We start from the raw sequence: 14,264 nt of genomic DNA, 5'->3' as shown, positions 1-14,264 counted from the left end.
GGTTGACACCGTTCAGTCCGTGTCCAGTTCCAGCGCAATGGCCACGCGTCCGTCCTCCGTGGCCTTGGCGGCGACGGCCGGTCCCTGGACCAGCCGCGCGCGGTCGAAGCGCTGGCGCTCGGTCAGTTCGGCCATCACCGCCCTGGCCCGGCGGTCGGCCAGTTCGGCCAGCGCGCCGGGCGGCAGGACCGCATGTTCGACCACCCAGTCCAGCAGCCGCTCGTAGAAATCCGGTGTCTGGCTGCCCTGCCCGAACCAGCCGGCCACCCTGCCCACCCGCTGCGGATTGCGGCCGGTGTCGCGGACATAGGCGGCGGCCACGTGCTCGCCGCCCTGGCCGGGCGCCGCCAGCATTTCCAGGGCGCGCTGGCTGGCGGGGTCGGTCACGTTGACGCTGTCCGGCGTCTCGTCCGGCGCCAGCGGCACATCCAGTTCGCGGGCCACGGCCCGGCGGACGGCCAGCCACTTCAGCGCCAGGGTATCCGCCTGGTCGTCGACGCCGCCATGCACGGTCAGTTTCAGGCCGGGTTTGCCGGCCAGCATCCCGGCCAGCTTTTGCAACTTCTCCCGCTCGGGTGGCGGCAGCTCGGCACGCCCCGGATCGAAGGCCACCGTGCCGGGATCGCCGCTGCTGCCGCCGGGTATCAGCGCGGCGAGGGCATTGAAGGGCGCCGAGACGATGTTCCTGACCAGGGTCGCGAAGGCCTCGCCGATCACCTTGCCATAGGCGAACCTGGGGTCGTCCAGCCGCCCCTCGATCGGCACCGAAACCTGGATCCGGCCGTTGGCGTCGGTCAGCAGCGCGACCGCCAGGTCCAGCGGCAGGGCGGTGGCATTGGGGCTCTCGACGCGCTCGCCGAGCCTGAACTGTTCCAGCACCAGCTTGTTCTGGCTCTTCAGCTGGCGGTCCTCGATCCGGTACAGGAGGTCGAGATCCAGCTTGCCGGATTCGATGGTGCGGCCGGCGAAGGTGGCGCTGTAGGGTGACAGCGAGGTCATGGCGACGTTGCGGAACGCCACCCCGATGTCGCTGAACTGCTGGGCATCCAGCGGGCTCAGGGAGCCATCCACGCGGGCTTCGCCGAATGCGTCGACGTGGCCGGCCAGCTGTATCGTCGCCCGGCTCTTCGGGGTCAGGCTGAAGCCGGCGATCGAGCCGCTAAGATCGTGCACCCGCGTTGCGAAAGGCAGGACCAGGCTGGCATCGCTGAAATCGACGCGACCGCCGCTGATCAGCAGGCGGTTCACGGCGACCGGGAAGGCGGGCGTGGCGGCCGGCCGGGCGGGAGAGAGGGGCGGCGGCGCGGCGGCCGCCGGTTTGCCGGCATCGGGCGTTTTCAGGATGTCGCCGATGTTGGAACGCTTGTCCTCGCGGATGGCGATGACGCTGTCCATGCCGATCAGCTTGAGTTCCTTCACGGCCAGCCGGTCCGGGGCCAGGCTGAAGTCGATGCCGCGGGCGATCAGATCGTCCCAGGACAGGAACTTGCCGCCGTCGCGGCCCTGGGTCAGCTTCAGGTTGGCGAGGCTGGCGCCGCCGCTGACGCGGACCTGCGGCGCCGGCCGGGCGTTGCGGTAATCGAGGGCGAGCTGGGTGGAAAGGTTCGCCGCCTCCAGTCGCAGGGCGACATGCTCGTCGAGCATGCCTTGCAACGGCCGCAGGTCGAAGCGCTCCAGTTCGATCCTGGCGCGGGCGGATTCGCCGCTCTGCGCGGCGCTGCCGTTGACGCGCAGCTGCCCGCCCTGGCGCACGCGCGCCGCCAGCGTGAACGGCATCGGGGTCCCGACGCGGTTGTCGACCGCGCGGACCGATAGCGTCAGGCCGTCCAGATCGTAGGCCAGCGGCGGCGTCCGGGTCTGGTCGTGGATGCCCAGGTCGAAGTCCTGGATCGCCACCTCGCCGAGGCTGTAGTGCCAGGGTGGCGCGGTGCTGGCGGTCGTCCCGCGGGGCGGCTGGCTGGTGGGCGCCGGCGACTCCGCGGCCGGCGCCCGCAGGCTGGAGAGCGGATAGAGGTCGCCGCCGGCCTCGCGCGCCAGCGCGGTACCGCCCCCCTGCACCAGCAGGCGCCGCGCGCCGGCTTCACGCTGCCCGAGGTCCGCATGACCATCCTCCAGACGCAGCACATCCCAGGCCAGCAGCGGCGCATCCTGGTCCAGCTCGGCAATGGCCAGCCGGTTCAGTTGCAGGTTCAGGCCCTCGACCCGGACCTGGGGCGCTGCCGCGTCGAGGCTGGCCGCAGCCTTGAGTGTCAGCCCGAGTTCGCCCAGCTGGGCCATGATCGGCGCAGCGCGGCTGGCGTCGCTCAGCTCCAGGCCGAGCCCGTCCAGGCGCAATTCGTCCAGCGCCAACTGCCAGGGTTGGCCGGCGGGGGTATCGGCGGCCGGCGGTTCTGGCGCTGTCGGCGCGGTGGTTGTCGCGTCCGGCGCGGGCGGCAGCAGCGCCCGCCAGTTGAGCCGGCCCTCCGGATCGATGTCGGCGCCGATGCGGCCCTTGCCGATCGCCAGCAGCGGTGCATGGATCGCATGGGCGACGCCGTCGATGCTCGCCCGTTCGAGGCGGATGTCGTCCAGTTGCAGCAGCGGGTCCTGGGCCTGCCTGAGGCTGATCTGCCGCAGTTGCAGGCCGATGTCGCCGATCTTCCAGTCTGGCGCCGCGGTGCCGCCCAGCGTCGCCTCGACCCCGAACGCCAGCCCGAGGCTGCCGATGGTCGCTTCTACCGGCGTCTCGTTCGGTTCGGCCCGGTAGCCGATGGCGAGATCCTTCAGCTGAAAGGCCCCGAGCCGGATCGACCAGGGCCGCCCGGGTTCGCCCGTGGCACTGGCCGCCGCCGACGTGGGCGGCGTGACGGATGGTGCGGCCGGCGTGGCGGCGGGCTGGCCGCGCCCGAGCAGGGTGAGCCAGTTCAGCTCGCCGTTGGCGTCGGCCACCAGGTCGAGCTGGCCCTTTTCCAGGGTGATGGCCGGTATCGCCACCGTCTGCTCGCCGAGGTCGATCCGGGCCGGGTCGATGCGCAGGGTATCCAGGGCCAGCAGGGGGCGCCGCGGCTCGGCGGTGGCCAGTTGCAGGCCCTTCAGCAGGACGCGGGTCTCCTCCAGTTGCAGCCGGTTCTCGCCCTCCTGCTGCGCGAAGGCATAGCGGCTCGACAGCTCAAGGTCGCCCGCCGGTTCCGCCAGCGCCAGACGGTCCTGTGCCCAGTGCCAGAGCGTCGCCAGCTTGAGTCCTGCCACCGTCACCGTGCCGCTGGAGCGGACCGGATTCAGCGACAGCTCGCCGCTCCAGCGCAGGCTGCCGCCATCCGGCAGGGCCGCGTCCACCGCGTAGCGCCCCGCTCTTGCGGGCAGCGTCGACAGGTTTTTCAGCTCCAGGTCGAGATGCTCGGCCTGGTTGGCGATGGGCGGCTCGCTGGCGCGGTTTTCCAGCGCGACCCGCCCGTCGGCGAGGACGATCCGCTGCAGCACCAGTCGCGGCGGTGGGCTGTCCTCCGCCGGCGTGGCGGGCTCCGGGCTGTCCGGCAGATCGTCGATCAGCCGCGACAGGTTGAGCGTGCCGTCCGGTTCCTGCACCAGCTGGAGCATGGGCCGTTCCAGCCGCAGCTCGGCGAAGGTCGGCGCCCGGTTGCGCAGCGTGTCGAGCAGCTCGAAATCGATCAGCAGGCGTTGCAGCGCGAACAGGGGCTGGCCGTCACCCTCGGTCAGGGTGGTGTCGCGCAGTTCCAGGCGCAGCAGGAAGGGATTGAAGTTCACCGCCCCGATGGACAGCGGCCGCTGCAGCAGTTGCCCGACCCGGGGCGGCAGCTGGTGCCGCACCAGCCAGGGCAGGCCGAGGAATCCGATCAGGCCGTACACCAGCGGAACCGCCAGAACCGTCCTGACCCAGGGTTTGCGCAGGATCTGCAATATCGGCTTCATGATGGCGCCATGGGGGAGTGAAACCATGCCCGGCATTGTAGAGCCGGAGCGCTCGCACGGTCACATCCGCGGAGCCGGGACTGACAACCCGGTGTCCCGGGGTTTTGTAAGCGTTACAGCGACAGCCCGACCCGCCGGCGGGCGTCCAGGCAGTTGGCGCTGCCGCGGGTGAAATCGCGGCAGGTCTGCGGGCGATCCGGGTAGATGGTGCAGGCGAAGCCCTCGCCGGGTTGCTGGCCGCCCGTCAGCGCCGCGCAACGGTCGCCGGCGCGCCGCAGCCGGCGGCGCGTGGCCTCGACCTGCACCAGTTCCGGGTGGCGGCGGTTGACGGGGTCGCGGGACGAGACCTCGACCGCCTGGTAGGCCTCGCGGCAGCAGGCGCCGCAGGTCTGGCAGTCGAGTTCGGCGGCGGGCTCGTAACGGTCGCAGGCCGGCGGGTTGCCGCGCAGCCGGGCCCGGGGGACGTGCCGGCAGCCGAGGCTGTGGCGCCGTCGGTCATGCCAGGCGCAGTCGCCGCAGGTCGCGCCCGCGTGGTACGCGGCGATGGCCGCATGCCCGGCCGGGTGCGGCGTCGGCGGCGTCGTCGCGGTGTCCCACAGCGGTACCAGGCTGGCCGGCTGGCCAGCCGTCGGACCGCCGTGCCCGGCCACCAGCGCCGCGATGCCGGCGGTGGCCTGCAGGGCCTCGCGCAGCGGGGCCGCCCAGCGCGGCAGGCTGGCCCGCCAGGCGCCAATGCGCGCCGCCACGCAGCTCCGCTCGCGCCGGCCGCCCTGTCCGGGCGGGACGGCGAAGGGATCGGCCGGCAGGCTGTCCCAGAAACTGACGCGGAAATCCGTCGTTGGCGCCAGGAAGTCGCGCAGGCCGTGGCGATCCGCCAGCCAGGCCTGCAGGCGCAGGCAGGCATGTTCGCGCCAGGGGTGGCCCGTGCGGGTATTGTCCAGGCCCCAGTCCGGCAGGCCTTCGCCCCTGTCCCCCTCCACCAGTGCGTGACAGAGTTCGTGGAAGATCATCTGCCCGAGGTTGTCGTCGGGGTCGAACTGGTCCTCGGTCGCGATCAGCAGGTTGCCGCACCCGTCGGCGGAGGCGTAGGCCTCGCGCGAGCGGATCACGCGAAAGCCGACCCGTTCGGCGCAGAGCCGCCAGATGCGGGCCAGCGGGTCTTCGTAGGCGTGCCGGGGCTGGCGCAGGAATTCGCTCATGCCCGGGGTATGCCCGTCTGGCATATCGATGGCCACGGACGTTCCCGTCCGGAGGCAACAGCGTGTCGGGCGCGATACCCGGGCATGTGGCCCGGACGCGGGGCCATGGCGATCAACCCTCGCCCTCCTCGAACTCGGCGTTCCGGAAGCGCAGCACGTTACAGTTCTCCCTGACGGCCCGTTGCAGCCCGTCATCGAAGCCCGCGCTGTAGTCGGCCTGAATTTCGACGGCAATCCTGACCTTCACCCCGGCCCGGGTCGTGAACGGCTGAACGACTTCGTCGACAATGTCGGCGAACTGCATCTTGGCCTTCACGGGATCAAGGTCGATGGTGCCGTAGAAGTGCCGCTGGGTGGTCCGGGTGACCTTGCCTCCCGTACCGGGTGTCCCGGATGGATCGATAGACGGTGGCGTTCCTGCCGCCGGCGCGTCAGGTGTGCTACCCGGAGGCGTTCCCTGTGCAGGCGGCTCCTTGATGGCGGCCGCATAGGTCTTGGCCACGCTCGGTTCGATCAATAGAACGGTATCCAGGAAGACCGAGGTCCGCTCGCCGAAGCTGAAGCCGATGTAGCGGTTTTCCTCCTTGCCCTGCGCCAGGCCGAAGAAGTCCCGGCTTTCCGCGCCGGCCTGGACGGTGTGGTGAAAGACATGGTCATTGAGCAGGCGCGGCAGGTACAACTGCTGGCAGGTTTGCTGCCAGACATTGACCGCGCTGACCTCCTGCACGCCGTCCTTCCAGAACCAATCCCTCAGCAGCTTGAGCAAATGAACCGGCGCCCATTCGGTAATCAGCAGCTCGTTTTCCTTGAGGACGCGCTCGATTTCCTGGGTCAGGTTCGGCGCGCCGGGGTTGACCGGAAACGCCTCCCACTGAATCTCGGACAGCCCCTTCCCAGGCTTGGCGTCCTGAACCGGCGCCAGCAGCCACTTCCAGGTTTCGCGCACCATGCGCTTCAGGGTTTCGTTGGCCTCTTCCAGGCTCTTGTTCGCCTGCTTGGCCTGAAACTGATCCAGGTTCAGTTTCATCTCGCGGATGTCGCTGACAATCGATTGCCAGGCCAGCATCGAGCGGGTCAGGTCACGCAGGCGGGCCACGTTGTCGTAATCCGGCGAAAGGAAGATCAGGCGATTCTGCTTGAAACGGGGCTGCTCGCCGCGCTTTTTCAGGATGTCGATGGCACGTTCTTCGGCGACGCTGTGGCCCGAGCGGCTGTAGTGAGCATCCGGTGGCAGCACGACCAGACGCATCTGCCAGTCATCGGGGATATCGGCGCTGGGCGTGAACACATGCACCCCAGCGAACAGCCCGGGGGCGAAGGACTTCTGCACCCGGTCGCGAATGGCCGGGATCACATCCTCCTTGTCCTGGAAGCGGCGCTTGCGGTCTTCCATTTCCCGGCGAAGATTGGGCCGGGTATCGAACCAGAACCGGTTGTTGGCATGGTTCAGGTAATGCAAGCGGTCACCAAGCCGGCGGATGGCATCCTTGTAGGTGCCGATCGGCTGACCGGCTACCGCCGCGCCAAGCAAGACCCGCTCCAGTTCGATGCCCCGCACCATCTGATGCGCCGTGCTGGGCGCGCTGCCGAGAAACACGGCGCGGGCACAACGGCGGCAAGCCTGCAGGCTGCCGAAACGGGTGTCCTGGCTGTCGATGTCGGTGGTCTCGGCCCGTTCGCCGTCCACGTCCTTGTCCATTACCGGGTCCCAGCCTTGTGGCAGGTAGTAGATGATGTCGTTGCGGGTATCGCCGTCATACAGCGGCAAGCTGCCGGGCATGATCATCGGATCGTTGTTGCCATCCTTCCACAGCCGGTGGATGACCTTGGCCATCAGCTTGAGCACGCCCCGGGTGCGCTGGAAGTTGTCCAGCGAGGACCAGTCCTCATACAGCCGGTCGAAGACTTCGGGGTGGATGGGATAGGCATGCTGCAGCCGTTCCAGGTAGCGGCTTTCCTGGGTGTCCTGGGGGAAGTCGCTGCGATGGGTGGAGTAGAAGTCGGCAAAGGCCCGGCAGACCGTTTCCGCTGCCAGCCGGTCGGTGATCTGGCTGAACAGCCGCCGACGCACGATCTCGAACGCCTCTTCGGTGGCGACGGGTTTCCACAGCGACTGGATGCGGCCGAAGTAATGCGACAGCGCCTCCAGCGCCTTCACACCGCGCTGGCTGCCGGCCTCCTTGTCCGATTCCGGCAGCGAAGCCAGCAGCACCGCCGTGGGTACGGCCTTCAGCGCTTCGGTCAATGCCTGGATGAACGACAGGTTGGAATCGAAGCTGCCCCCGGTCAGTGTCTTGCCGTCCTCGAACTGGCGGACATAGGCCACCAATTCATCGATCAGGATCACGCACGGCGCGTAGCGGGACAGCAGTGTCTCCAGCACGGCCTTGCCCGGCGACGTGCCGGACGCATCGGCGTCGGCCACCAGGGCATAGCCTTCGGCCCCACCCAGTTGCCAAGCCAGATCACCCCATAGGGTGTGAATCGTGGGAGCGCCGCCATCCTGGCGGCCCTTCGTCGATGCCGGCGAGACGCCGGCGCTCCCGGGGGTAAACGGCTGATTGGGCGCGGACTGGTTGCCATCCAGCACGGCCACCCGCGCCCGGGGCAGTTCGGTGATACCGGACGCATCGAGAAGGGTCGACAGACCGGGCATGTCGCTGACCGGCACCTCGCCCTTGGCCAGGTGATAGACCGCCAGCATGGTGTGGGTCTTGCCGCCGCCGAATGCGGTCTGCAACTGGATGACCGGGTCACCGCCGCGACCGGCCAGCCGTTTGATGACCGAATCGAGCAGCAGGCGCATGCCCTCGGTGATGAAGGTGCGCTGATAGAACAGCGCCGGGTTCTGGTATTCCTCGTTGGCGGTGCCCGCGTGCACGCGCGACAGATCGGCGGCAAACTCGGCCTGTTGGAACTTGCCCTCGCGGACATCGGAGTGGGGTTCGGCGATCTCGCGCCAGGGTTTGAGGGTCATGGCGTCATCTTGGGCAGAGGATCGATCAGGCGCAACCCCTCGATCCATTGAAAGTCGCTCACGTTATTGGTCACCAGCGGCAAGCCCTGAATCAGGGCGCTGGCGGCGATGATGGCATCAGGAATCTTGATCTTGCGCATCTGACGCAGACGAATGGTCTGTGCGATGACGGCATTGTCCACGGCTATCGGGTTGAGCCGTTCAAAGAGTTCCTCCGCCAAGGCCAGTTCAGCGGCTGACTGCGGATAGCCCAGCACCTCGATACGCGAGATGACGGAATAGGCGCCGCCTTCAATCAAACCGGTTCGCAGCAGAGCCTGCCCTGTGTCCCCCAATACGCCATTCAGTTGAAAGATGAAGACATTGCTGTCGAACAGGTAGGCCATCCTCAGTCGCTCCCCCAGTCGGCCTGACGCTGTTTGGCCATGCGCGCTTTGACCTCGCTGGTCGAGTGTCTACCCCATGCCCCGGCGGTTCTGGCCAGCAGTTGATCGACCTGATCAGCGGGATGTTCCGGGGGTATGGTGACCTGATCAGGCTCAGCCACGATCACCATCACCCGGGCGTGTTCAATCCGGGGAGCCTGATCGACCCATTGGAGACGGCCCCGGTCATAAATCGCTTCGTAACTCTTCAACATGGCGTGGTCCTCAGAAGTTGTCGAATCCGGTCTGCTCGCCCCGGGTGCCGGATTCGCTGGCGGCGCGTTCGACGCCGGTCCAGGCGGTGACCAGTTCATTGTAGGCGCGGGCGTCATCGGCCCAGCCCTTGCGCTCGCAGAGGGTGTAGAGGCGGTAGGCCAGCGCCCGGATCGGTTCGGCCCGGGCCGGCATGCGGGCCAGCAAGGCGCCGGCTTCGGTCTCGCCTTGGCTGTTCAGGGCGCGGATGAGTTGGTGCAGGGCTTCCCAGATCGGCGTGCGGTCGTCGGTTTCGGGGGACCAATCGCGCGGGTATTCGGCCCAGCGCAGCAGCCGCAACTTGCCGCCGCCGGATTCGATGACGCCGGCCGCCTGCATGCCCAGCACGCTGGTGCCTTTGGCCCGGGCCAGCACATCGGCCTGACCGTACTGACCCTCGGCCCAGCCCTGGGTCTCGAACCAGTGCAGGCAGAACTGGGTATCGTGGTCGAAGTCATCCTCGGCCAGGAAGCGGTTGATCAGTTGCAGCGCGGTGCGCACCGACATGGGTTTGCCGTCCGCTTCCAGCACGGCGGCGTACTGGCTGAAGATGCCCATGCCGGGGCCGATGATGGCCTGGGACAGGTCCACCGGCGCAATGGGAGCGCGGCCATCTTGGCCGCTTTTGGCGGGCGAGACGCCCGCACTCCCTGGATTTACCATATCCGCCAAGGCATCCGGCAGCACGGCATTCAGTTCGCGGATGAACTCGCGGCGACTGACGGTGGGCGCATCGGCGGGACGCTTGCGGCAGACGAGGACGATGCTGGAGGCTAATGCATTGGTGCCGGCACCGATCATGCGGTTACCTAGTTCGGTGCGCATGGGCCAGGTGCCGGTGAGGGCGAAGCCCGCTCGGATCACCGCGTCAAGGAAGGTTTCCCAGCCGGTGCTGGAGGTGCCCGCTTCGCCCTTGGTTTCAGCTTGTTTGAAGGCGTAATAAATAGTTACTGGAAAGGCCGGGTGGGCTTGATCAGCCAGATTGCGGATGGCGCGGGTCATACCGTCGAGGAAGAAAGCCTCGGCCTGTTCCTTGCCGCCATGGCGGTAAGGCGTGGCGACCAGTTCCTCGGCCTTGGGCACGGCCAGCGTGGCATACAAGCCGGGGAAGATCGGTTTCAAGCTCTTCCGCAACCAAACGTAGAAGAAGTCGGAAAGGTCAGCGTAGCCGATATTGTCGTAGTACGGGGGGTCGGTGGAAATGACCTTCGTCTTGCTGATCGCCTGCGATTGTGCATCAGCTTGCGTCGCTACTGGTATACCGAATGCATCTGCAACCGCTACGCCTTCAATGCTCTCGGCTGTCCATCCCGCAGCCCCTGTGAAACTTCCTGTGCCACTTAGCAACGTATTCAGTTCGGCAAAGTCCCAAGTCATCGGAATCGATTGACGCGCGAAGGTGTTACGTGTCGAGTCTCGCTCGGTAAACCATGTGCAAATACTAGAGCCGCGGTCGGCTAGTTTATTCAGCGCAAACCCCAAATACACCCCCACCGCCTGCGCATACGCCGTCGCGCCGCTGCCGCCTTCGTCCAATGGAATTTCATCCTGGGAGCGCGGGCGTCCCGCCCGCTCTTCCTTGCGGCCAGGATGGCCGCGCTCCCATGCACTCCCAAACTCCCATTCCTCGGCGCTGGTGCACAGACCTGCCTTCACCGGGTTATTCTCAATATATTCGACAGCACGCGCGAAATGCGCATCGCTGCGAATCGCCCGGTCAAAGTACTCTTCCAGCCAAAACTCTCCCGCTCGCCCCAAAATCCGGTTGGCTTCTTTCGCCGTGAAGGACTTCCAGGAATGCAGGATCGAAGAAAGGCTATAGCCATGCAGCGGCGTTGCCAGTACGTGTACATGGTTGGGCATGATCGTCCAGGCGTGCAGCCGGTAACGTTGCCCATCAAAATGCAGCAAGGCGTCTTCCACAATCTTGGCAACATCGGGGCAGCGCAAGTGGCAAGCGCCGTACCCTGTATCCAGCGCGATTTCGATGCGCTTACGGCGTTCTAAGGATTGTTCGGTTTCGGGAAGACGGGATAGCTCCTCGCGCCATTGTTCCAGCAATTCACGGGGAAGGCTGTCATGGAGACGGAACGTGATGGCCTGGGCGATTTCACCGGCTTCCCAATGGGGAAGGTAGCCTCGGGTGTGCCAGGTTTTTTGCGGGCGGGACGCCCGCGCTCCCAGGTAGTTGGCTTTGCATTTTTCGATGGCTTCCTGCACCAGATCGGAAAAGGTGGTCAGCGCCACCAGTTGGCGGGGGGTGAAGAGGTCGCCCCATTCCTTCATGCCATACGGTACGCAAGTGCCGCCAGTCAGGCGAGCCGGCACGTCGCCGGATGGCTTCCATTCCGGCTGCGCCTGTCGGGCGATGGCTTCATGAACGTCTGTTGGCGCCACATAGACGCGGCCACGCACGCCTTCGGCGACAATCGCCATCAGTCGTGCCCCCATCCGTCCTGCCTGTCCCTCGGCCTTAATGTAATCGCCTCCAATCGGCATTCCGGACAGCACACAGGTGAAATTTGCACCGCGCCCACTCGCCTTGGTCCCGCTCTTCGCACTCTCCGGCGGTGTCCCCACCTTCACCGTAAACCGATACGAGTCTCCCTCCACCACCGGTTCCACATACGCCTCCTTGCCTTCCTTGCTCGACAGCACAAACGTCGAGGCCAGCGGCACGTCGGCATGGCTGAAAGCCGGGTTGGGGCTGCGCACGGTGCGCGCCCATAGCCAGGCGATGACGGTCAGCTTCTGGCCGACCAATGGTTTCAGGTCGGGCCGTTCCACCGCCATCTCGGCGGTGATCTCGATCTTCGGATACAGATGGCCGATGCGCTTTTCCGCCTCGGATCGCATCCAGGCCCCATAGCGCCTGACGTCCTCGGCCAGGCCGCGCGCGCCGGACCAGTCTTCATGCATGTCGACGTTCTTCTTCTCACCCGCCGGTAGCGGCCCGACCGGTGTGCGGCCGGCGAACCGCGGCGGGATTTCGATCATGGCCTTGTTGATGGTCACCGCCACCGGGTTGAGGTCGGAGGCATAGGCCTCCAGCCCCAGTCGCTGGGCTTCCAGCGGCAGCGCGCCGCCGCCAGCGAAGGGATCGTGGAAAGCGGGCAGCTTATCGGGATTGAATAACTCTTGGAGCGCGGCCATCTTGGCCGCTTCTTGCGGGCTGGAAGCCCGCGCTCCCAGGTTCTTGTTCAGTTCGCAGGTCTCGCGCCAGCTTTTCCAGATTTCCGCGCGCGCTTCGTTCAGCACCGCCTCGTTGTTGGTGTTTTCCCACAGCACCAGCCGTTCCAGAATGCCGAACAGTCGCGCGCGCTCGATCTTGACCGCATCTTTCCATGACCGTGTCCGTCGATCACCCGGTACCGATTCCGATGGATCGTTGACCATCTGCGCGAAGATGACCGCCCGTGCCGCCGCCAACGGCCGCCGCGCCCACCATAGATGCAGGGTGCTGGGGTGCCCGTGCCGGATCGACTTCTCCCGCGCCGCCGCCGCGTTGATCTTGTCCAGCGGCAAGGCGACTTCGATGAGTTTTCTGGGGGTTTTGATGGGGGTCATGGGCTGATGGCGAAAAGGCGGTTTCTGGTCTGGGCTGCGCGGGACGCATCCGCTTCGGCCAGTCGGCCGAGGACGCCACGAATCAGCCGGGCATCGAGGGTAAACAGCTTGCAGCGCACCACCGAGGGCGCGGGCAGGCCGGCGGTTTCGAGGTCCTCGATGGGACAGTCCAGCGGCCAGCGGGGATTCCGGGCCGAGGTGATCATGGCCAGCACCAGATGACCCGAGGGGGTGTTGAAGGCGGCGGGATCCGACAGCACCAGTGCCGGCCTATTCTTGCTGGCGACATGGTCGGTGAAGGGAAACGGCACGCGCACAACCTGGCCGGCCTCATAGGTCACGGTAGGCGTCCTCGTCTTCCGCACTGTTCCATTCCGTCAGCGTGCCCTCCACCGCCTTGAGGTATTCGAGGTCGATGGGCCGGACCCGGCGCACCCGGGCGATGCCGTCGGCGCCGATGTCCCAGGCCAGCAGGTCGCCCGGGCCAACCCCCAGGGCGGCGCGAATGTCGGCGGGGATGGTGGTTTGACCCTTGGCGGTGATCTTGGCGACGGCGGTCATGGGGTTTATCGGTAAGGGAGGTAAGGAGCGCCTTACTTTAATGGGCGGCTTCGGCGCGTGCAAGCCGGCGAATAAAGCCTCATGCTAATCATCAACTCCCCGTCAGCCATTGGGTTTTTCGTGATGAGGTCGGACACAACCTGGCCACAGTCGTGAGGCCTCATCAATCTGAATCAATCCCAGTTCACGCAGCTTCTTGATGTCACGCAGACGGGTCTTGTCGTTGAGCTTGAGGTATTGGCTGGTGTACCAGGGTGCCTGACGAATCACGTCCATCGGAATCGGCCATGCCTGAGCCAGCAGCTGCGATACGATGCTGTACTGTCTGGGATTGATGGCTTTGCCATCCAGCAATGAGCGACAGTGGCTCTGGAAAAGCAGCAGGCTGACCATTTGGTTAACCCGGTCATGCAGGGTGTTGATGGTGGCGAACATGCCGTTCAGATGGAAGGCGATAAATTCGGTATTCGGATGCGGTTGGTGTTTTTCCGCTGCTTTTCGGCAGGTGTTGAAGCGCGCGAAGTACTCGTCGATGTGCTCAAGGTAATAGCGGGCGAGCGCAAACGGCGCGTACTCATAGCCCGCAGACTGGAGTAGCGTCGCCTCGATGACCCGGCCCACTCGGCCATTGCCGTCCCAGAAGGGGTGGATCAGTTCGTAGTAGTAATGCACCAGCGGCGCTCTGATCAGCGGTGGGATTCCGGCCTGGGTCAGCTGTTCATGCCAGGTGATGAGTCCTTCCAGCAATCGGTGGATGTCCCCGTCATGTTGAGGGGGCTTGTAGCGTCCGCCATGGTTCGGACTCCCGACATGGGTGATGCGACCTTTGGGGTTGTCACGGATGATGCCCGGGCGGTTATCGTTGTGGGGGATGTCCCGAGTAATCAGGGCATGCACCTCGGTAATGAAACCTATCGACAGGGACCAAGCGGGATCTCGGGCAGCCTCGCGAGCACGTTTGTAAGCTGCCTGAATGTTGAGCACCCGGCGCTGTTCAATCTCCTGGACCTGAGCAGGATCGAGCTCAAGGGCAGCCTGGGTTTCATCCTCGGTCAGCGTTCCGCCTTCGATGGTGTTGGTCCCATAGATGCTGCCGGCAATGACTTCCCGCTCCAACTGGCTCGCGACCTGCGCAAGTGGCGAGGTGGCAAACCGGCCATGAGCGTCCACGACACGCAGCAGTGACCGCTCAATTCGTCCAGGGTCCACACCGACCTGGAAGGTAAATGGTCCGGCGCGGTCCGTGTCGACCTGAAGAGTAATGTCGGGAATCTCCGGTTCGTTCATGTCCTGAAAAATGTCCGCCGGCAAATGGGCATATTCTCCTTGTGGATCATGTGGATACGGTCAATGATGGGGTCTGGATGTCCGCGA

9 protein-coding genes are annotated in these 14,264 nt (G+C 65.9%); all 9 read right to left on the bottom strand.

The annotated features are described in order from the left end of the window. Window positions 1-12: 12 nt before the first annotated feature. Window positions 13-3,909, bottom strand: coding sequence for a DUF748 domain-containing protein (locus ACH5N8_RS15340; RefSeq protein ID WP_483281964.1), 3,897 nt, complete (start codon window positions 3,907-3,909; stop codon window positions 13-15). Window positions 3,910-4,022: 113 nt separating this feature from the next. Further along, on the bottom strand, window positions 4,023-5,108 hold the full coding sequence (locus tag ACH5N8_RS15335) for a YkgJ family cysteine cluster protein (RefSeq protein WP_460026074.1): 1,086 nt from the start codon (window positions 5,106-5,108) through the stop codon (window positions 4,023-4,025). 112 nt (window positions 5,109-5,220) lie between these two features. Beyond that, on the bottom strand, window positions 5,221-8,085 hold the full coding sequence (locus tag ACH5N8_RS15330; RefSeq protein WP_483281963.1) for an ATP-binding protein: 2,865 nt from the start codon (window positions 8,083-8,085) through the stop codon (window positions 5,221-5,223). Then, window positions 8,082-8,471 carry a type II toxin-antitoxin system VapC family toxin gene (locus ACH5N8_RS15325; protein WP_460026072.1) on the bottom strand — a complete coding sequence of 130 codons (390 nt, stop codon included), beginning with the start codon at window positions 8,469-8,471 and terminating at the stop codon, window positions 8,082-8,084. The genes ACH5N8_RS15330 and ACH5N8_RS15325 overlap by 4 nt, the downstream gene beginning before the upstream one ends. Window positions 8,472-8,473: 2 nt before the next feature. Continuing rightward, the gene (locus ACH5N8_RS15320; RefSeq protein WP_460026071.1) at window positions 8,474-8,725 is read right to left on the bottom strand and encodes a hypothetical protein; all 252 of its coding nucleotides are present in this window, start codon (window positions 8,723-8,725) and stop codon (window positions 8,474-8,476) included. Between the two features lie 10 nt (window positions 8,726-8,735). Beyond that, window positions 8,736-12,329, bottom strand: a complete 3,594-nt coding sequence (locus ACH5N8_RS15315) for an REP-associated tyrosine transposase (RefSeq protein ID WP_483281962.1) — start codon at window positions 12,327-12,329, stop codon at window positions 8,736-8,738. Continuing rightward, entirely contained in the window at window positions 12,326-12,670 is a 345-nt protein-coding gene (locus tag ACH5N8_RS15310) for a type II toxin-antitoxin system PemK/MazF family toxin (RefSeq protein WP_483281961.1), read from the bottom strand. The genes ACH5N8_RS15315 and ACH5N8_RS15310 overlap by 4 nt, the downstream gene beginning before the upstream one ends. Next, window positions 12,660-12,890 carry an AbrB/MazE/SpoVT family DNA-binding domain-containing protein gene (locus ACH5N8_RS15305; RefSeq protein ID WP_483281960.1) on the bottom strand — a complete coding sequence of 77 codons (231 nt, stop codon included), beginning with the start codon at window positions 12,888-12,890 and terminating at the stop codon, window positions 12,660-12,662. Before ACH5N8_RS15305 ends, ACH5N8_RS15310 begins: the two co-directional genes overlap by 11 nt. Before the next feature lie 102 nt (window positions 12,891-12,992). Further along, window positions 12,993-14,177 (bottom strand): Fic family protein, encoded by a 1,185-nt coding sequence (locus tag ACH5N8_RS15300; RefSeq protein ID WP_483281959.1) that lies wholly within the window; start codon window positions 14,175-14,177, stop codon window positions 12,993-12,995. Window positions 14,178-14,264 lie beyond the last annotated feature (87 nt).

The sequence above is a fragment of the Methyloparacoccus sp. NF-16 genome, from assembly GCF_056880625.1.
The sequence above is the reverse complement of the archived record's forward strand: the minus strand, read 5'-3'. Positions and strand labels throughout refer to the sequence as shown.